Here is a 19,920-nt window from a genome sequence, read left to right on the forward strand (position 1 = left end):
CCCCGTTCAGTTGTCGGCGGCGCGGGCGATCCAGACCCGGGAGCCCTGCGGGCCCTCGACACCTTCCCCCGAACCGGCGGTGGCGGCGTGCAGGCTCGTGGCCAGCACCTCACCGGACAGCTGCCCGGCGTGCTCGGTGAGCGCCTGGGCCACCGGACCCTCGCCGGTCCACCACAGCTCGATCCGGTCGCTCACCGCCAGGCCCGCGCTCTTGCGCGCGTCCTGCACCAGGCGGACCACCTCGCGGGCCAGGCCGGCGCGCTCCAGCTCCGGGGTCAGGGTGAGGTCCAGTGCCACGGTGAGGCCGGTCGCGGATGCGACGGTCCAGCCCTCCCGCGGGGTTTCGGTGACCACCAGGTCGCCGTCCTGCAACGCGACGGCCGTGCCGTCCACGTCGACGGTGGCCGTGCCGGCCCGGTAGGCGGCGACCAGCTCGGCCGGGTCCGCGGCGGCGACGGCCGTGGCGACCGCCTGCACCTGCTTGCCCAGCCGCCGGCCCACCGCCCGGAAGTCGACCTTCACCGTGATGTCGACCAGCGAGCCGCCCACCGCCGACAGGTCGGTCAACTCCGCCACGTTCAGCTCGTCGGCCACCTCGGCGACCAGGTCCCGCGGGAGTTCCGACCAGCCCGGTGCGGCCACCAGGGCACGCGCCAGCGGCTGCCGGGTGCGGGCCTTGGCCTGGGTCCGCGCCGAGCGGCCCAGCTCCACCAGCCGGCGGACCAGGGCGACCTGCTCGACCAGCGTGTCGTCGCGGGCGTCCTCGTCGACGAGGGGCCAGCTGGCCAGGTGCACCGAGTCGACGGCCGCCCCCTGTCCGTCCCGCCCGACCGCCCCTGGCACGACCACGGTGCCCCACACCCGCTCGGTGATGAACGGCGTGAACGGGGCCATCAACCGGGTCAGTCCGTCGAGCACCTCGTGCAGCGTGCCCAGTGCGGCCGGGTCACCCTCCCAGAACCGGCGCCGGCTGCGGCGCACGTACCAGTTGGACAGGTCGTCGACGAACTCGGCGAGCAGTCGCCCGGCGGTCTGGGTGTCGAACGCCTCGAGGGCGTCGGTGACCCCGGCGGTGACCGACGCCAGCTCGGCCAGCGCCCAGCGGTCGAGCAGCGGCCGGTCCGCCCGGGCCGGCGGCGGGGTCGAGGCCGGGTCCCAGCCGTTGGTCTCGGCGTAGAGGGTGAAGAAGCTGGCGGTGTTCCAGTAGGTCAGCAGCACCTTGCGCACCACCTCGGACAGCGTCTCGTGCCCCACCCGGCGGGCCGACCACGGTGAGCCGCCGGCCAGCATGAACCAGCGGACGGCGTCCGCGCCGTGCCGGTCCATCAGCGGCATCGGCTCCAGGATGTTGCCCAGGTGCTTGCTCATCTTCCGGCCGTCCTCGGCCAGGATGTGCCCCAGGCAGAGGACGTTCTCGTAGGAGCTGCGCTCGAAGACCAGCGTGCCGACCGCCATCAGCGTGTAGAACCAGCCGCGGGTCTGGTCGATCGCCTCGCAGATGAACTGCGCCGGGTAGGCGGCCTCGAACTCCGCCCGGTTCTGGTGCGGCGCCCCCCACTGGGCGAACGGCATCGACCCGGAGTCGTACCAGGCGTCGATGACCTGGCGGACCCGGCGGTAGGTGCCCTCCTCGCCGGGCACGGTGAAGGTCACCTCGTCGATGAACGGGCGGTGCGGGTCGAGGTCGGCGAGGTCGCGGCCGGTCAGCTCGGACAGCTCCGCGAGCGAGGCGACGGCGACAAGCTTGGCGGGGTCGGCGTCGTTGCGCCAGATCGGCAGCGGGGTGCCCCAGTACCGGTCACGCGACAGCGCCCAGTCGACGTTGTTGCGCAGCCAGTCGCCGTAGCGGCCCCACTGGATGTTCTCCGGGTGCCAGGACGTCTTCTCGTTCTCCGCGAGCAGCTGGTCCTTGATCGCGCTGGTGCGGATGTACCAGGACGGCTGCGCGTAGTACATGAGCGGGGTGTGGCAGCGCCAGCAGTGCGGGTAGCTGTGCTCGTACCGCAGCTCCCGGTACAGCACCCCCCGGGCCAGGAGGTCCTCGACCAGGGCGGGGTCGGCGGCCTTGAAGAAGTGGCCGCCGACCAGCGGCACCTCGGGAAGGAAGTGCCCGGAGGCGTCGACCGGGTTGACCACCGGCAGGCCGTAGCCGCGGCAGACGACGAGGTCATCGGCGCCGAAGGCGGGGGACTGGTGCACCAGGCCGGTGCCGTCGTCGGTGGTGACGTAGTCGGCGAGGACGACGAAGTGCGCGTCGCCGGCGGGGAACTCCACCAGCTCGAAGGGCCGCTGGTAGTGCACGAACTCCCACTCCCGGCCCACGGTGCGCGCGAGTACCTCCACCTCGGCGTCGCCGAAGACGGCGCCCAGCAGCGGCTCGGCCACGACCAGGGTGTCGGCACCCGAGCGGGCGACGACGTAGGTGACCTCGGGGTTCATCGCCACCGCGGTGTTGGACGGCAGCGTCCAGGGCGTCGTCGTCCAGACCAGCAGGTCGGCGCGGCCGGCCCACTCGCCGCTGGTGACCGGCAGCCGCACGTACACCGAGGGGTCGGTGATGGTCTCGTAGCCCTGGGCGACCTCGTGGTCGGACAGGCCGGTTCCGCACCGCGGGCAGTAGGGCGCCACCCGGTGGTCCTCCACCAGCAGCCCCTTGTCGAACACCTGCTTGAGCGACCACCAGACGCTCTGCACGTAGCTGGAGTCCATCGTCCGGTACGCGGTCGACATGTCGACCCAGTAGCCCATCCGATCGGTCAGCTCCGCGAAGGCACCGACGTGCCGCTCCACCGACTCGCGGCAGCGGGCGTTGAACTCGGCGATCCCGAACCGCTCGATGTCGGGCTTGCCGGCGAAGCCGAGCTCCTGCTCCACGGCGATCTCCACCGGCAGGCCGTGGCAGTCCCAGCCGGCCCGGCGCGGCACGTGCCAGCCCTGCATGGTCTTGAACCGGGGGAAGACGTCCTTGAACGCCCGGGCCTCGATGTGGTGGGTCCCGGGGCGGCCGTTGGCGGTCGGCGGCCCCTCGTAGAACACCCACTGCGGCTTGTCGGCCGAGCCCTCGAGCGTGCGGGCGAAGACCTTGCCGGCCTCCCACTGCTCGAGCACCTCGTGCTCGAGGGCGGGCAGGTCGACCTGGGGTGGGAGGGCACGGAACGGACCAGCGGCAGAGCTCACGGCAGCCATCATCCCCGATCCCGCCGACGCCCCGGCCACCCAGCCCGGCCGGCGGGCGCGGCGCCGGTCACCGGGGCGGGACGCCGGTACGGGAGACTGCGCCCATGGGAGGGCGCGGGTGAACACCACGGTCACCGTCGCGCTGGCCGTCGGTGCCCTCGTGGTGCTGGTCGCCGCGGTCGCGCTGCGGCTGGCCGACCGGCTCGGTCTGCCCTCCCTCCTGCTGTACCTGGCCCTGGGCGTGGCGCTGGGGGAGGGCGGCCTCGGCGTGCAGTTCGAGGACTTCGCCCTGGCCCAGACGCTGGGCATCGCGGCGCTGGTGGTGATCCTCGCCGAGGGTGGGCTGACGACGCGCTGGCCGGAGATGCGGCGGGCCCTGGGGCCGGGCCTCAGCCTGGCCACCATCGGCGTCGGGGTGTCGGTGGGGGTCACCGCGGCCTTCGCGGTCTGGCTGCTGGACCTGGAGTGGGGGGTCGCCCTGCTGCTGGCCGCGGTGATCGGTTCGACCGACGCGGCGGCGGTGTTCGCGGTGCTGCGCCGGATGCCCCTGCCGCGGCGCGTCGTCGCGGCCGTCGAGGCGGAGAGCGGGCTCAACGACGCGCCGGTGATCCTGCTGGTGAGCGCCCTGATCGTGCAGGTGGCCGGCGGCCAGCCCGACCCCTGGTGGCTGGTCGGGCTCACCGTCGTGGGGCAGCTGGCCGGTGGCGGCCTGCTCGGGGTGGCCATCGGGTTCGGCGGCGCCTGGGTGCTCCGCCGGGCGGCGCTGCCGCTGGCCGGGCTCTACCCGCTGGCGACCCTGGCCATCTGCGTGCTCGCCTTCGCCGTGGCCACGCTGGCGTGGACCTCCGGCATCGTCGCGGTCTACCTCTGCGGTGTGGTGCTGGGCAACGCCCACATGCCACACCGCTCGGCCAGCATCGGGTTCGCCGAGGGGACCGCCTCGCTGGCCCAGATCGGGCTGTTCGTGCTCCTCGGACTGCTGGTCTCGCCGTCCCGGCTGATCGACGCACTGCTGCCCGCGCTGCTCATCGGCGGGGTGCTGCTGCTGGTGGCCAGGCCGCTGTCGGTGCTGCTGAGCCTGGTCTGGTTCCGCTGGCCGCTGGCCCAGCAGGCGTTCGTGTCCTGGGCGGGCCTGCGGGGCGCGGTGCCCATCGTGCTCGCCACCTTCCCGCTGACCGGTCAGGTCCCCGGCGCGACCGTCATCTTCGACACCGTCTTCGTGCTGGTCGTCGTCTTCACGGTGCTGCAGGGCGGCCTGCTGCCGCGGATGGCCCGGTGGCTGCGGATCGCCACCCCGACGACCCCGCGCGAGGTGGAGGTGGAGTCCGCGCCCCTGGACGAGCTGGACGCGGACCTCATGCAGCTCACCGTGCCCACCGGATCGCGACTGCACGGGGTGTACCTGCCCGAGCTACGGCTGCCGGAGGACGCGGCCGTAGTGCTCGTCGTCCGCGACGGGCGGCCGTTCGTGCCCGACGCGACCACCCGGCTGATGCGCGGGGACCAGGCGCTGCTGGTCTCCTCCCGCGCCTCCCGCCCGGAGGCCGAACGACGGCTGCGGGCAGTCAGCCGGGCCGGCCGGCTGGCCACCTGGCGGGGGGAGACGGGCGGGGCGACCGGGCTGGACTGATGAAGGACCCCCTGCCCCCACCACTCGCAAGCTCGCGGCGGGACCCTGCAGGGGGCCAAGCCGCTGCGAGCCCTGCCGCCGGGGAGCCGCCGGCCCCCGCGCCGGCAGACCACAGCGGTCCTCTCCGACCGCATCGTGGTCCCGTCGTGTCTCTCTACCCGTTCAGTTCCAGCGTGCGCTTGGTGTCCTCGCGCACCTGGACCAGCAGGGCGGGCTCCTCGGACAGCTTGTGCCCGTAGGAGGGGATCGCCTCCTGGATCAGCGGACGCCAGAAATCCACGCGGTCGGGGAAGCAGCGCTCCAGCAGGTTGAGCATCGCCGCCACCGCGGTCGAGGCGCCCGGGGAGGCGCCCAGCAGGCCGGCGATCGTGCCCTCACCACCGACGACCAGTTCGGTGCCGAACTGCAGCACGCCGCGCCCGTCCGGGTCCTGCTTGATGACCTGCACGCGCTGTCCGGCCGTGATCAGCTCCCAGTCACCCGCCTCGGCCGTGGGTACGAAATCGGTGAGCGTGGCGTGCCGGGCGCCGCGGGACTGCAGCACCTGCCCGATCAGGTACCTGGTCAGGGGGATGTTGTCCTTCGCCACGCCGAGCATCGACCCGAGGTTGTTGCCGCGCACCGACTTCGGCAGGTCGAACAGCGAGCCGCCCTTGAGGAACTTCGGCGAGAAACCGGCGTAGGGGCCGAACAGCAGCGACTGGTCGTTGTCTATGTAGCGCAGGTCCAGGTGCGGCACCGACATGGGCGGCGCGCCGACGGCGGCCTGACCGTAGACCTTGGCCTGGTGCCGGCCGACCAGCTCGGGGGAGCGGGTGCGGAGGAACTGGCCGCTGACCGGGAAGCCGCCGAAGCCGCGGATCTCGGGGATGCCGGCCTTCTGCAGCAACGGCAGTGCGCCACCGCCGGCGCCGACGAAGACGAACCGGGAGCGCACGGTGCGGCGCTCACCGGTGCGGGTGTCGCGGGCGCCGATGGTCCAGCGGCCGTCGGTGCCGCGTTCCACCCGGTCGACCCGGGTGGAGGTGTGCACCTGCACGCCCCGGGCGGTGGCCGCGTCGAACATCAGCCGGGTCAGCGACCCGAAGTCGACGTCGGTGCCGGCCACCGAGCGGGTGGCGGCCATCTTCTGGCCCGGGTCGCGGCCGGCCATCATCAGCGGCACCCACTCGGCGAGCACCGCCGGGTCCTGGGTGTGCTCCATCCCGTCGAACAGCGGCTCGGCCGACATGGCCTCGAACCGGGTCCGCATGTACTTCTGGCCGGCCGCGCCGGTGACGAAGCTGATGTGGGGGACCGGGGTGATGAAGTCCTTCGGTGAGCCGGTGAGGCCCTTCCGCACCAGGTGCGACCAGAACTGGCGGGACACCTGGAACTGCTCGTTGATGGTGACGGCCTTCGCCGGGTTCACCCGCCCGTCCGGGCCGGCCGGGGTGTAGTTCAGCTCGCACAGAGCGGCATGGCCGGTGCCCGCGTTGTTCCAGGGGCCCGAGCTCTCCTCGGCCACCGCGTCGCCGGACTCGAAGACCGTGACGCTCCAGTCGGGCGCCACCACACCGAGCAGGGCGCTCAGGGTCGCGCTCATGATGCCGCCGCCGACGAGCACTACGTCGGGGTTCGCGGCGTCCGTGGTCAAGATGTGCCTCCAGGAGCTCAGGACCGTCTCGATGTCCCATCGTCGTCCGCGCTTCGGGCCTCCATGCCCCGAAGGAGGGGCGCAGACCCATCTGGTCCCATGAGATCTGTCACAGTGTCGCCCCCCGGGACCCTGACCTGCGCGTCGAGGTGGGCGTCGGAGGTGGCGACACGCCCCTGCCCGCCCGGGCCGGGCCGCCCGCGATCCGGGACGGCGGTGGGCGGCGCGGCTATCGTCGGGAACGACGTGGCCGCAGGTGCTGCGCTGGAGGAGGCGGCGGCCATCGTGAACGAGCAGCCCGACCCGTCCGGCCGGACCCGGCCGGCCGGGACGCCGGGCGTGCCACGCCGGCCGCGCACCCGGCTGCTCCTCGCGCTCGCCGCGGTCGTGTTCGCCCTGGATCTGGGCACCAAGGTGCTGGTCGTCGCCACCCTCTCCGACCGGGAACCGGTGCGGCTGTGGGGCGGGGCGCTGTACCTCACCGAGGCCCGCAACACCGGTGCGGCCTTCTCCCTGGCCGAGGGCGCCACCGTGGTGTTCACCGTCATCGCCGCCGTCGTGGTGGTGGTCATCGTGCGGGTGGCCCGGCGGCTGTTGTCCACCGGCTGGGCGGTCGCGCTGGGCCTGGTGCTCGGTGGAGCGCTCGGCAACCTCGCGGACCGGATCTTCCGCGACCCGGGCTTCCTGCGCGGTGGGGTCGTCGACTTCCTGTCGCTGTTCGCCCCCGACGGCAGCGTGTGGCCCATCTTCAACGTCGCCGACTCCGCGATCGTCTGCGGCGGGTTGCTCGGCGCGGTGCTGGCCTTCCGCGGCATCGAGTTCGACGGCGGGCGGGCCGGGGACCGCAGTTCCGCCGACTGACCGCGGCCCCGTCCAGAGGCTCGCCGCGAGCGTGCGAGCGGTGAGGAGGACGGGGTCCTTCTGCACAATGGACGGCGTGACCAGCAGCCCGAGCCCGGCGGCACCCGGCGAGCACCGCGCCCTGCCGGTCCCCGACGGCCTCGAGGGGCAGCGGGTCGACCAGGCGCTGTCCCGGCTGTTCGGGGTCTCCCGCACGGTCGCCGCCGAGCTCGCCGACGCCGGCCGGGTGGTGGTCGACGGGCGCGCCCGCGGCAAGGGTGACCGGCTCAGCGGCGGGAGCTGGCTGGAGGTGGAGCTGCCCCCGCCGCCCGGCGAGCCGGCCCCGCCCCGGCCGGTGGCCGGGATGACCGTCGTGCACGACGACGACGACATCGTGGTGATCGACAAGCCGGTGGGCGTCGCCGCCCACGGCAGCCCCGGCTGGGACGGCCCCACCGTGACCGGCGGGCTGGCCGCGGCCGGCTACCGAATCTCCACCAGCGGTGCGGCCGAGCGGCAGGGCGTGGTACACCGCCTGGACGCCGCCACCACCGGGCTGATGGTGGTGGCGAAGAGCGAACGGGCGTACACGCTGCTGAAGGCGGCCTTCAAGGAGCGCACCGTCGACAAGGGCTACCACGCGCTGGTCCAGGGCCACCCCGACCCGTCGAAGGGCACCATCGACGCCCCCATCGACCGGCACCCCAAGCACGACTGGCGGTTCGCCGTCGTCTCCGGTGGGCGCCCCTCGGTGACCCACTACGAGGTGCTGGAGGCCTTCCCGGCCGCCAGCCTGGTCGACATCCACCTCGCAACCGGCCGCACCCACCAGATCCGCGTGCACTTCTCCGCGCTGCGGCATCCCTGCGTCGGCGACCCGACCTACGGCGCCGACCCGACGCTGGCCGCGCGGCTGGGCGTCGAGCGCCAGTGGCTGCACGCCGTCCGGCTCGGTTTCGCCCACCCGGCCGACGGGTCATGGGTCGAGTTCACCAGCGAGTACCCCGCCGACCTGGCCGGCGCCCTGGCCATCCTGCGCGCCGAGAACTGACCGACCGCCGCCGTGGGTCTCGAGGGGGCAGCGGGCCTGCCCGACGCACTGTCGGACTGGGGGCCGGCGCAGCTGGCCGCGGTCGTCATCGCCGGGTACCTGGTCATCGGGGAGCCCTTCGTCGGGCACGCGCTGCACCGGCGGTTCGAGGGTCGGCTGGGTACCGACCCGGTCGCCCGGCGCTCGCTGTACCGCAGGCTGCTGGTGCTGGAGTGGGGGCTGGCGCTCATCGCGCTGATGGTCTGGTTGTCCGCGCCGGGGGTGTCGGCCGGGCACGTCGGGCTCGGCTGGCCGCAGCGCTGGCCGGGCGTGCTCACCACGGCGGCCTGCCTGCTGCTGCTCGGCCTGGTGGTGTACTCCACCCTCGCCCTGCGCTCCGGGGCGCTCTCCGGTCCGCCGGCGCCGGCGCGGCCGGGCGAGGCCCGGCACGCGGAGCCGCCGGGTTCGTCGACCCTCGCGCTGCTCCCCCGGACCCAGCCGGAACGGCGGCTGTTCGCGGTGGTGGGCGTGACGGCCGGGGTGTGCGAGGAGTGGCTCTACCGCGGCTTCTTCCTGGCCCTGGTCGCCGCGGTCGCCCCGGGGCTGCCCGGGCCGGCGCTGGTGGGTGTCGCCGCGGTCGCCTTCGGCCTGGCGCACGCCTACCAGGGCGTCTCCGGGATGGTCACCACCGGCGTGCTCGGCGGGGTGCTCGCCGCGGTCTACCTGTCCAGCGGGTCACTGCTGCTCCCGGTCCTGCTGCACGCCGTGATCGACCTGCGCTTCCTGCTGGTGCCGGCCTCGGCCCTCCCCGCGGGAGCCCGGTGAGCCCCGCCGGGCGGCCGGTATCGCGAACGTCACCATCCACCGCGAGCCGGTCGCCGGGCCACGGTCCGCAGGTGGGCGGGCCGCGGCGTGACGGATCGGTCCCCGGGGTCGAGACACGTCCTGTCAGACCCTCGGAGTAGGACGTCCCTAGTGCGAGGATCGGGTCCGGTCCACGCACATGCCCGAACATCCCACGCGACACGGCCTTCCCCGCCGGTCAGCAGGAGCGTCCCGTCCCCGTCGGGTGGACGGGCGACAGCACGACCCGTGAGGAGCACACCGCACCGTGAGCAGCGCGCCGTCAGCATCGTCGTCGCAGAACTTCGTGCACCTGCACGTGCACACCGAGTACTCGATGCTCGACGGGGCGGCCAAGCTCGGTGAGGTCACCCGGGCCGCCGCCGAGGAGGGCATGCCGGCCCTCGCGATGACCGACCACGGCAACGTCTTCGGCGCCTACGACTTCTACAAGACGGCCAAGGGCGCGGGCGTCAAGCCGATCATCGGCATGGAGGGCTACTACACCCCCGGCTCGCGCTTCGACCGCGCCCCGTTCGAGTTCGGCGACAAGCTGATCGACGAGGAGGGCGACGGCGGGTCCAACCGCGGCAAGGCCGCCTACACGCACATGACCCTGCTGGCCAAGACCACCGAGGGCATGCACAACCTGTTCCGGCTCTCCTCGCTGGCCAGCCTGGAGGGGCAGTACCGCAAGCCGCGCTTCGACCGCGACCTGCTGGAGAAGTACGGCACGGGCCTGATCGCCACCACCGGGTGTCCCTCCGGCGAGGTCAACATGTGGCTGCGCGCCGGCAAGGTCGAGCGCGCCCGCCAGGCCGCCGCGGACTTCCAGGACATCTTCGGGCGGGAGAACTTCTACGCCGAGATCATGGACCACGGGCTGTCCATCGAGAAGAAGACCAAGCCCGCGCTGCTGGAGATCGCCAAGGACCTCGGCATCCCGCTGCTGGGCACCAACGACCTGCACTACACCCACCGCGAGGACGCCGAGGCGCACGACGCCCTGCTGTGCATCCAGACCGGCTCCCGGCTCAACGAGCCCAACCGCTTCAAGTTCAACGGCGACGGCTACTACCTGAAGTCCGCCGCCGAGATGCGCGCGCTGTTCGCCGAGCACCCCGAGGCGTGCGACAACACGCTGCTGGTCGCCGAGCAGTGCGAGGTCGGGTTCACCGAGGGCGCCGACCTCATGCCCCGGTTCCCGCTGCCCGAGGGCGAGGACGAGACGTCCTGGTTCATCAAGGAGGTCGAGCGCGGCCTGCACAAGCGCTGGCCGGGCGGCATCCCCGACCACGTCCGCAAGCAGGCCGACTACGAGGTCGGGATCATCGTCCAGATGGGCTTCCCCGGGTACTTCCTCGTGGTCGCCGACTTCATCAACTGGGCGAAGGAGCAGGGCATCCGGGTCGGTCCCGGCCGGGGCTCGGCAGCCGGTTCGCTGGCCGCCTACGCGATGGGCATCACCGACCTCGACCCGCTGGCGCACGGCCTGATCTTCGAGCGGTTCCTCAACCCCGAGCGCGTCTCCATGCCCGACGTCGACATCGACTTCGACGACCGCCGCCGCGGCGAGGTCATCCGGTACGTCTCGGAGAAGTACGGCGAGGAGCGGGTCAGCCAGATCGTCACCTACGGCACGATCAAGGCGAAGGCCGCGATCAAGGACGCCGCCCGGGTGCTGGACCGCCCCTACTCGGTGGGTGACGAGCTGACCAAGCTGATGCCGCCGGGCGTGATGGGCAAGGACATCCCGCTGTCGGGGATCTTCGACCCCAAGCACGAGCGCTACAAGGAGGCCACGGAGTTCCGCGCCCGCTACGAGTCCGACCCGGGCGCGGCCGAGGTCATCGACCAGGCCCGCAAGCTCGAGGGCCTGAAGCGCCAGTGGGGCGTGCACGCGGCCGGCGTCATCATCGGCCGGTACCCGCTGATCGACAGCGTGCCGATCATGCGCCGCGAGGCCGACGGCGCGGTCATCACGCAGTTCGACTACCCGACCTGCGAGACGCTCGGCCTGCTCAAGATGGACTTCCTGGGGCTGCGCAACCTCACCGTGATCGACGATGCGCTGCGCAACATCGTCATCAACGGCAAGGCGGCCATCGACCTCGACGAGCTCAGCAAGGACCTCACCGACCCGGCGACCTACGACCTGCTGGCGCGCGGGGAGACCCTGGGCGTGTTCCAGTTCGACGGCGGGCCGATGCGGTCGCTGCTGCGGTTGATGCGGCCGGACAACTTCGAGGACATCTCCGCAGTCGGTGCGCTCTACCGCCCGGGCCCGATGGGTGCGAACTCGCACACCAACTACGCGCTGCGCAAGAACGGCCAGCAGGAGATCACCCCGATCCACCCGGAGCTGGCCGAGCCGCTGGAGGAGATCCTCGGCCAGACCTACGGCCTGATCGTCTACCAGGAGCAGGTCATGGCGATCGCGCAGAAGGTCGCGGGGTACTCCCTCGGCAAGGCCGACCTGCTGCGCCGCGCGATGGGCAAGAAGAAGAAGTCGGTGCTGGACGCCGAGTACGTCGGCTTCGAGGCCGGGATGAAGGAGAACGGCTTCTCCGCCGCGGCGGTCAAGACGCTCTGGGACATCCTGGTGCCCTTCGCCGACTACGCCTTCAACAAGGCGCACTCGGCGGCCTACGGCCTGATCTCGTACTGGACGGCGTACCTCAAGGCCAACTACCCGGCCGAGTACATGGCCGCCCTCCTCACCAGCGTCGGCGACGACAAGGACAAGCGACCCATCTACCTGGCCGAGTGCCGCCGGATGGGCATCAAGGTGCTCCCGCCCGACGTCAACGAGTCCTCGGCCGACTTCACCGCCGTCGGCACCGACATCCGCTTCGGGCTGGCCTCGGTGCGCAACGTCGGGCACAACGTCGTGGAGTCGATCTCCCGGGCCCGCGAGGAGAAGGGCGCGTTCAAGGACTTCGCCGACTTCATGCGGAAGATCGACACGGTCGCCTGCAACAAGAAGGTGATCGAGTCGCTGGCGAAGGCCGGCGCCTTCGACTCCCTCGGCCACTCGCGGCAGGGGATCGCGGCCATCCACGCCAACGCCGTGGATCAGGCGATGGGCCTCAAGCGCAAGGAGGCCGAGGGTCAGTTCGACCTGTTCGGCAGCTTCGGTGAGACGGCCGAGGACCCGTTCGGCTCGTCGCTGGACATCGCGATCCCCACCGCCGACTGGTCGAAGTCGGAGAAGTTGGTCTTCGAGCGCGACATGCTGGGCCTCTACGTCTCCGACCACCCGCTGCACGGGGTGGAGCACGTGCTCACCTCGCACGCCGACACCGCGCTGGCCGAGATCATCGCCGGGAACGTCGAGGACGGCGCCAACGTCACGATCGCCGGGATCCTCACCGCGGTCGGGCCGCGTACCAACAAGCAGGGCGCCCCGTGGGCCATCGCCACCGTCGAGGATCTCGAGGCGGGCCTGGAGGTGCTGTTCTTCCCCAAGACCTGGGCGCAGGTGTCGGACAAGGTGGTCCGCGATCAGATCGTGGTGGTCAAGGGCCGGGTCAGCCGCCGCGACGACACCCCGTCGCTGTTCGCCTCCGAGGTCACCATCCCCGAACTCACCGAGGGGCCGCGCGGTCCGGTGCTGGTGTCGATGCCGGCCGCCCGCTGCACCCCGCCGGTCGTCGAGCGGCTGCGCGAGGTGCTCGGCAGCCACCCGGGCACCACCGAGGTGCAGCTCAAGCTGCTCAACGGCGGCCGGGAGACCGTGCTGCGGCTGGACCAGGGGCTGCGGGTGCGGCCGAGCACCGCGCTGATGGGCGACATCAAGGCCCTGCTCGGTCCGACGAGCGTCGCGCTGCTGTGAGGAAGGACCACCCTTCCCCCCACGCTTCGCAGGCTCAGCGCGGGCCCCTGAAGGGTGGCCGTTCCAGCACGTCACCACCGGCCGGATGCCGCACAGCCGGGCCAGCGACACTGGGTCCGTGACCGACCCGTTCCCCGCCGGCTCCCGGCCGGCCGGACGACCGCCGCTGCCGGGGCTCCCGCCGGTGCCGCCGGCGCGCACGCCGTCCCCGGGGCCCCTGCCGCCGGTGCCGGGGGCGCCGCGCCCACCGGCGCGGCCGGCCGGCTGGATCGGGTTCCGGGACGCCCGCACCGACCTGCGCGGCGGGCTGGGCACGGTCGTCGTCCTGGCGCTGACCGGGCTGCCGGCGGCGCTGCTGTGGCTCCGGCTGGCACCCCGGGCGTCCTTCCGGGTCGCCGAGGGTGAGCTGGTCCCGCTCGGGGCGCCGCCGTCCAACGAGCTGTTCATGGCCGACGACGGCGTCTACCTGCTGGTGCTCGCCGGCCTCGGGTTGCTCGCCGGGGTGGCCGTGTGGCTGCGCCGCCGCGCCCGGGGAGTGGTCGCGCTCGCCGGGCTGGCGACCGGCATGATCGCCGCCTCCCTGGTCGCCTGGCAGGTGGGGGAGCTGCTCGGCCCCGGCCCCACCGACGAGCAGCTGGCCGAGGTCGGCGCGACCGTCACCACCGGGCTGCAGCTGGGCGCGGTCGCCGCGGTGGCGGTCGGTCCCTTCGTCGCCGTCCTCACCTACCTGGTGGCCACCACGATGGCAGCCCGCGACGACCTGGGCCGCGAGGACGAAGCCGCGACCGGCGCGATTCCCGCGCAGCCGGTGGCGGCGCCGGTCCAGGCCGAAGGGGCCCGCAGCTCCTAGTTCGGCGTCATCGGGCCGGCGAACTCCTGCAGCGGCACCGGCACGGCGCCCACGGTGCGCAGCAGGACCAGTTCGCGGCGCAGCAGGCGTGACTCCAGCGCCAGCCGCCGCCGGGTGGCCGACTCGGCCAGCAGGGCCTGCCGGTCCTCGGTGGTCAGCAGCGCCGCGGAGGCGACCAGGTAGGACAGCCCCCGCGGATCGTCGGTGACCTCCTGCAGCATCGCGGCGGGGGAGCCGGCCTCGGTCCCGGCCGTGGCGAGGTCGGCCAGCTCCTCCGCGGACGCGCCGGCCTGCCGGCGGGTGACCTCGGTGACGTAGCGGGCGAAGAGGTCCCGCACGTTGCCGGTCAGCACCTCCAGCGAACCCCGGGCGACGGAGGCCGCCACGTCGTCGGCCGCCGCGGCGAGCCCGCCGTCGGGCCCGACCAGCCCGTCGGCGTTCCCGGCCGCCTCCTCGGCGGCCTCCTCCTCGTCCAGCCACTCCACCCGGGCCTGCAGGTAGGGCGGGTCCTCGGTGACCAGCACGTCGAGCAGCCGGAAGCGGTCGCTGCCCACGGTGACGACCTGGTAGCCACCGTCCGGCTGGAGCGCGACCGCCCGGAGCACGGCGGTGCACCCCACGTCGTAGAGCGCCTCGGCGGGGGCGACCCGCTCGACCTCCCAGCCCTGCCGGATGGCGACGACGCCGAAGCGGCGCCCCTCGCTGTCGGCGGGCAGCCCGGTGAGGTCGGCCATCAGACGCCGGTAGCGGGGCTCGAAGACCTGCAGCGGCAGCACCACCCCCGGGAACAACGGGGTGCCCAGCGGGAACAGCGGGATGACCTCGACCTGACCGCCGTCCACGCGCGCAGCCTACGGGCGGTCGCTGCTCCTGCGGCCACGTGACCTGCTGCCCACCGCGCCGACTACCGTGAGGTGTTCTCCCACCGCTCTTCCCGGAGGTCCCCGTGCTCAGCCGCATCGACCTGCGCGGGTCCGCGCTGCCCGGGCCGCGCGAGCTCGCCGCCCTGCTGCCGCGGGCCGCCACCGACATCGACTCGGTGCTGGCCGTCGTGCGCCCGATCTGCGAGGACGTCCGGCTGCGCGGCGCCGAGGCCGTCCGGGAGATCACTGCCCGGCTCGACGGCGTCGACGCCCCGGACTTCGCGGTTCCGCAGTCGGCGCTCGACGAGGCGCTGGCCGGCTGCGACCCGACGCTGCGCGCCGCGCTGGAGGAGGCGGTCCGCCGGGTCCGCACCGTGCACGCCGACCAGCGGCGCACCGACGTGACCACCGACGTCGTCCGCGGCGGCACGGTCACCGAGCGCTGGGTCCCGGTCCGCCGGGTCGGGCTCTACGTGCCCGGTGGCCTGGCGCCGCTGCTGTCCTCGGTCGTGATGAACGTCGTCCCGGCCCAGATCGCCGGCGTGCAGTCGATCGCCGTCGCCACCCCGCCGCAGCGGGACAACGGCGGCCTGCCCGACCCCGGCGTCCTCGCCGCATGCGCGCTCCTCGGCGTCACCGAGGTCTACGCCGTCGGTGGCGCCCAGGCGATCGCCGTGCTGGGTTACGGCGCCGGGTCCTGCGACCCGGTCGACATGGTCACCGGCCCCGGCAACGTCTACACGACGGCGGCCAAGCGCTTGCTCCGCGGCCTGATCGGGATCGATTCGGAGGCCGGCCCCACCGAGGTCGCGGTACTTGCCGATGACACCGCCGACCCGGTGCACGTGGCCGCCGACCTGATCAGCCAGGCCGAGCACGACCCGCTGGCGGGCGCCGTCCTGGTGACCACCAGCGAGCAGCTGGCCGATGCCGTGCTGGCGCTGGTGCCCGGTCAGGTGGCGGCCACCAAGCACAGCGACCGGATCACCACCGCCCTCGACGGCAGCCAGTCCGGGGTCGTGCTCGTCGACGACCTGGACGCCGGTCTCGCCGTCGTCGACGCCTACGCCGCCGAGCACCTGGAGATCCAGACCCGGGACGCCCGCGCGGTGGCGATGCGGGTACGCAACGCCGGCGCGATCTTCGTCGGGCCGTGGGCGCCGGTCTCGCTGGGCGACTACTGCGCCGGCTCCAACCACGTGCTGCCCACCGGCGGGTGTGCGCGGCACTCCAGCGGCCTGAGCGTGCAGTCCTTCCTGCGCGGCATCCACCTGGTCGAGTACGACGAGCAGGCCCTCGCCGAGGTCGCCGGCCACATCGACGCCCTCGCCGGTGCGGAGGACCTGCCGGCGCACGCCGCCGCGGTGCGGGCCCGGCAGCGGGGCTGACCGGCGGCATGACGAGCATGGACGAGCTCCCGCTGCGGCCGGAGCTGCGCGGCCGCACGGCCTACGGCGCCCCGCAGCTGACGGTGTTGCACCAGCTGAACACCAACGAGAACCCGTACCCGCTGCCCGAGGCGCTGCTCGCCGACCTGGGCTCGGCGCTGGCCGAGGCCTCCCGCGGGCTCAACCGGTACCCCGACCGCAACGCCCTGGCGCTGCGCGCCGACCTGGCCGCCTTCCTGGCCCGCACCAGCGGGGAGCCGATCACGGCGGCGCAGGTATGGGCGGCCAACGGCTCGAACGAGGTGCTGCAGCAGCTGCTGCAGACCTTCGGCGGCGGGGGTCGGACCGCGCTGGGCTTCACGCCGTCCTACTCGATGCACCCGATCATCAGCGCGGCGACCGGCAGCCGCTGGGTCGACGGGCACCGCAGCGCGGACTTCACCATCGACCCGTCCGCCGCCGTCGCGCAGCTGCGCGAGGCGCGGCCCGACGTGGTGTTCGTGACCAGCCCGAACAACCCCACCGGGACGGCGGTCGACCTGGCGACCATCGCCGAGCTCTACGACGCCACCGAGGGCGTGCTGGTCGTCGACGAGGCCTACACCGAGTTCGCCCGGGCAGGCACCCGCTCGGCGCTGTCGCTGCTGCCCGGGCGTCCCCGGCTGGTGGTCAGCCGGACGATGAGCAAGGCCTTCGGGATGGCCGGGCTGCGGCTGGGCTACCTGGCCGCCGACCCGGCGGTGGTGGACGCCGTCCAGCTGGTCCGGCTGCCCTACCACCTGTCCAGCCTGACCCAGGCCGCCGCCCGCACCGCGCTGGCGCACACCGATGAGCTGCTGGCCAACGTCGACGCGGTCAAGGCCGAGCGCGACCGGATCGTCGCCGCGCTGCCCGGGATGGGGCTCACCAGCGTGCCCAGCGATGCGAACTTCGTGCTCTTCGGCCGGTTCGCCGACGCCCCGGCCGCCTGGCAGGCGCTGCTCGACCGGAACGTGCTGGTGCGCGACGTCGGGCTGCCCGGCTGGCTGCGCGTCACCGCGGGCACCCCCGAGGAGACCGAGGCGTTCCTCACCGCGCTGGGTGAGATCGCACCGGCGCACCGCAGCTCTCTGGGAGGATCGACGGCATGAACCGCACTGCACGGGTCGAGCGCGCGACCAACGAGACCAAGCTCGTCGTCGAGGTCGACCTCGATGGCACCGGTGCCGGCGACATCGCCACCGGCGTCGGGTTCTACGACCACATGCTCACCTCGTTGGCCAAGCACAGCGGCATCGACCTCACCGTGCGGGCCGATGGCGACCTGCACATCGACGCGCACCACACCGTCGAGGACGTCGCGATCGCCCTGGGTCAGGCGTTCGCCGAGGCGCTGGGCGACAAGCGCGGCATCACCCGCTACGGCGACGCCACCATCCCGATGGACGAGGTGCTGGTGCAGGCCGCCGTCGACCTGTCCGGCCGGCCGTACTTCGTGCATGCCGAGCCCGCGGACATGACACCGATGATCGGGCCGGACTACCCGACCAGCCTGACCAGGCACGTGCTGGAGTCCTTCGCGTTCAACGCCCGGATCAGCCTGCACGTGCGGGTGCTCTACGCCGGCCGCGATGCCCACCACATCGTCGAGGGGCAGTTCAAGGCCCTGGCTCGCGCGCTGCGGACGGCGGTCGCCCTGGACCCGCGGGTGACCGACGTGCCCTCCACCAAGGGCGCTCTGTAGCCGGTGAGCTTCGGCGGTCTGCTGCTCATCGTCGGTGGCTTCCTGCTCGGCGGGGCGTACAGCATCTTCCGCGCCGACTCCGACGCCCGGGGGCGCACCGGCCCGCAGGTCGCCTTCGCGGTGCTCCTCCTGCTGGCCGCGCTCGTCGCGACGGCGGCCGGCGTGCTCTGGCTGTAGAAGGACCCCCTTCTCCGCACCCCTCGCAAGCTCGGGGCGGTGCCCTGAAGGGGGCCTTCAGCCGAGTCGGGCGGCGAACTCCTCGGCCGTCCGCAGCCGGGTGCGCAGCGTCTCCACCCGCTCGGCCGCCTGGCCCCGGAAGTGGGCGAGCCGGGCGGGGTCGGCGTCCCGCCCGGCGTCGAGCAGGCCGAGCAGCTCGCGCATCTCGTCGAGGCTGAAGCCCAGCGGCTTCATCTGCATGATCACCCGCAGCCGCTCCACGTCCGCGTCGACGTAGAGCCGGAAGCCGCCCTCCGACCGGGCAGAGGGCACGGCCAGGCCGACCTCCTCGTAGTACCGGATGGTCCGCAGCGACAGGCCGATCCGCTCGGCGACCTGCCCGATCTGCATCCGCCCGTGCCCGCTCACTCGCCGCCGCCGAGCCGCCCGGCCAGCCGCTGGTGGTAGTGCCCGGTCACGTCGGTCAGCCCGGTGATCTCCACCGACTTCCCGCGCAGCGCGTACTTGTGCTCGATCGCGTCCAGGACCGCGACCGACGAGGCGTCCCAGATGTGGGCGTCGGACAGGTCGACGACGACCCGATCGGGATCACCGGCGTAGTCGAACTGGCCGACCATGTCGTTGGTCGAGGCGAAGAACAGCGCACCGTCGACGACGTAGACCCGCGATCCCTCCGGGCCGTCGTGCGGGGTCACGGTGACCAGGTGGGCGACCCGTCGGGCGAAGAGCACGCAGGCGACCAGGACGCCGACGCCCACGCCGACCGCCAGGTTCTCGGTGGCGAGCACCACGGCGACCGTCGTCAGCATGACCGTCGTCTCGCTGCGCGGCATCCGGCGGATGGAGCGCAGACTGTGCCAGTCGAACGTCGCGATCGCCACGAAGATCATCACGGCGACCAGGGCGGCCATCGGGATGACCGCGACCACGGGGCTGAGCACCACGACCAGGACCAGCAGGAAGACCCCGGCGAGGAACGTCGACAGCCGGGTGCGTGCGCCCGCGCGGACGTTGATCATGGTCTGGCCGATCATGGCGCAGCCGCCCATGCCGCCGAAGAAGCCGGTGACCAGGTTCGCGATGCCCTGGCCGATCGACTCCCGGGTCTTGCCCGACGGGGTGTCGGTGATGTCGTCGACGAGCTTCGCCGTCATCAGCGACTCCATCAGGCCGACCAGCGCGATGCCGAGGGCGTACGGCGCGATGATGTCGAGGGTCTCCAGCGAGAACGGGACGTCGGGCAGGCCGAGACCGGGCAGGCTGCCGGGCAGTTCACCCTCGTCGCCCACGGTCGGGATGGCGACGCCGACGGTCACCGTGAAGATCGTCAGCAGCACGATCGCCACCAGCGGCGCCGGGACGGCGGTGATCAACCGGGGCAGGCCGAAGATGACGAGCAGGCCCACCGCCGTCAGCGGGTAGACCGGCCACGGGACGTCGATGAGCTGCGGCAGTTGCGCCGTGAAGATCAGGATGGCCAGTGCGTTGACGAAGCCGACCATCACGCTGCGCGGCACGAAGCGCATCACCCGCGCCACGCCGAGCAGGCCCAGGGTGACCTGGACGAGGCCGCCCATCAGCACCGCGGCGATCAGGTACTCGACGCCGTGGTCGCGTACCAGCGGCGCGATCACCAGGGCGATCGCGCCGGTGGCCGCCGAGATCATCGCCGGCCGGCCGCCGGTGAAGGCGATCGTGACCGCCATGGTGAAGGAGGCGAACAGCCCGACGCGGGGGTCGACGCCGGCGATGATGGAGAACGAGATGGCCTCGGGGATCAGCGCCAGGGCGACCACGAGCCCGGCGAGGATCTCGGTGCGGGCGACCCGTGGGGCCAGCCAGGCGGGGCGGGACAGGCGAGAGCGCAGGGCAGCGGTCATGGCACCGTTCGATCGGGAGGGAGCTCGGGAACCGCTGCGTCGCGGGAG

The 19,920-nt window shown here is 73.0% G+C and carries 15 protein-coding genes; 10 read left to right on the forward strand and 5 right to left on the reverse strand.

The genetic code is table 11. The features are described from left to right. Positions 1 to 6: 6 nt before the first annotated feature. A complete protein-coding gene (gene ileS, locus ACYVG5_RS00090) occupies positions 7 to 3,177 on the reverse strand; it encodes an isoleucine--tRNA ligase (RefSeq protein WP_460682869.1) in 3,171 nt (1,056 codons plus the stop codon). A 118-nt stretch (positions 3,178 to 3,295) separates the two neighbouring features. Between ileS and ACYVG5_RS00095 the strand changes: the two genes are divergently transcribed. Further along, entirely contained in the window at positions 3,296 to 4,807 is a 1,512-nt protein-coding gene (locus tag ACYVG5_RS00095) for a potassium/proton antiporter (protein WP_222044871.1), read from the forward strand. Positions 4,808 to 4,961: 154 nt separating this feature from the next. Here ACYVG5_RS00095 and mqo read toward each other — a convergent pair whose 3' ends face one another. After that, complete coding sequence (gene mqo, locus ACYVG5_RS00100) at positions 4,962 to 6,443, reverse strand: malate dehydrogenase (quinone) (protein WP_222044873.1); 1,482 nt, start codon at positions 6,441 to 6,443, stop codon at positions 4,962 to 4,964. Positions 6,444 to 6,689: 246 nt separating this feature from the next. Here mqo and lspA point away from each other — a divergent pair, with 246 nt between their 5' ends. The 5 genes from lspA to ACYVG5_RS00125 all read left to right on the forward strand — a co-directional run bounded on the left by lspA (position 6,690) and on the right by ACYVG5_RS00125 (position 13,841). Then, the gene (gene lspA, locus ACYVG5_RS00105; RefSeq protein ID WP_222045399.1) at positions 6,690 to 7,304 is read left to right on the forward strand and encodes a signal peptidase II; all 615 of its coding nucleotides are present in this window, start codon (positions 6,690 to 6,692) and stop codon (positions 7,302 to 7,304) included. A gap of 67 nt (positions 7,305 to 7,371) precedes the next feature. Beyond that, on the forward strand, positions 7,372 to 8,334 hold the full coding sequence (locus ACYVG5_RS00110; protein WP_222044876.1) for an RluA family pseudouridine synthase: 963 nt from the start codon (positions 7,372 to 7,374) through the stop codon (positions 8,332 to 8,334). Between the two features lie 12 nt (positions 8,335 to 8,346). Further along, on the forward strand, positions 8,347 to 9,138 hold the full coding sequence (locus ACYVG5_RS00115) for a CPBP family intramembrane glutamic endopeptidase (protein WP_222044878.1): 792 nt from the start codon (positions 8,347 to 8,349) through the stop codon (positions 9,136 to 9,138). Positions 9,139 to 9,424: 286 nt separating this feature from the next. After that, positions 9,425 to 12,991 (forward strand): DNA polymerase III subunit alpha, encoded by a 3,567-nt coding sequence (gene dnaE, locus ACYVG5_RS00120; RefSeq protein WP_460682870.1) that lies wholly within the window; start codon positions 9,425 to 9,427, stop codon positions 12,989 to 12,991. Between the two features lie 118 nt (positions 12,992 to 13,109). Next, on the forward strand, positions 13,110 to 13,841 hold the full coding sequence (locus ACYVG5_RS00125; protein ID WP_222044880.1) for a DUF2567 domain-containing protein: 732 nt from the start codon (positions 13,110 to 13,112) through the stop codon (positions 13,839 to 13,841). Here ACYVG5_RS00125 and ACYVG5_RS00130 read toward each other — a convergent pair. Further along, positions 13,838 to 14,683: an LON peptidase substrate-binding domain-containing protein gene (locus ACYVG5_RS00130; protein WP_222044883.1), complete on the reverse strand. Its 846-nt coding sequence runs from the start codon at positions 14,681 to 14,683 to the stop codon at positions 13,838 to 13,840. The genes ACYVG5_RS00125 and ACYVG5_RS00130 overlap by 4 nt on opposite strands. A gap of 104 nt (positions 14,684 to 14,787) precedes the next feature. On the opposite strand from ACYVG5_RS00130, the gene hisD reads away from it, so the two are divergent. From hisD to ACYVG5_RS00150, 4 genes are read left to right on the forward strand one after another with little or no spacing between them, the layout of a single operon-like run. After that, positions 14,788 to 16,092 carry a histidinol dehydrogenase gene (gene hisD, locus ACYVG5_RS00135; RefSeq protein WP_222044884.1) on the forward strand — a complete coding sequence of 435 codons (1,305 nt, stop codon included), beginning with the start codon at positions 14,788 to 14,790 and terminating at the stop codon, positions 16,090 to 16,092. A 17-nt stretch (positions 16,093 to 16,109) separates the two neighbouring features. Further along, positions 16,110 to 17,222, forward strand: a complete 1,113-nt coding sequence (locus ACYVG5_RS00140) for a histidinol-phosphate transaminase (RefSeq protein WP_246629417.1) — start codon at positions 16,110 to 16,112, stop codon at positions 17,220 to 17,222. Beyond that, positions 17,219 to 17,815, forward strand: coding sequence for an imidazoleglycerol-phosphate dehydratase HisB (hisB, locus tag ACYVG5_RS00145; RefSeq protein ID WP_222044888.1), 597 nt, complete (start codon positions 17,219 to 17,221; stop codon positions 17,813 to 17,815). The genes ACYVG5_RS00140 and hisB overlap by 4 nt, the downstream gene beginning before the upstream one ends. Positions 17,816 to 17,818: 3 nt before the next feature. Beyond that, positions 17,819 to 17,992, forward strand: coding sequence for a hypothetical protein (locus tag ACYVG5_RS00150; protein WP_222044890.1), 174 nt, complete (start codon positions 17,819 to 17,821; stop codon positions 17,990 to 17,992). Between the two features lie 57 nt (positions 17,993 to 18,049). Here ACYVG5_RS00150 and ACYVG5_RS00155 read toward each other — a convergent pair whose 3' ends face one another. After that, positions 18,050 to 18,382 carry a MerR family transcriptional regulator gene (locus ACYVG5_RS00155; protein ID WP_246629541.1) on the reverse strand — a complete coding sequence of 111 codons (333 nt, stop codon included), beginning with the start codon at positions 18,380 to 18,382 and terminating at the stop codon, positions 18,050 to 18,052. Positions 18,383 to 18,396: 14 nt separating this feature from the next. Further along, positions 18,397 to 19,872, reverse strand: a complete 1,476-nt coding sequence (locus ACYVG5_RS00160) for a SulP family inorganic anion transporter (RefSeq protein ID WP_222044894.1) — start codon at positions 19,870 to 19,872, stop codon at positions 18,397 to 18,399. Between the last annotated feature and the right edge of the window lie 48 nt (positions 19,873 to 19,920).

The organism is Modestobacter lapidis, from assembly GCF_054780755.1.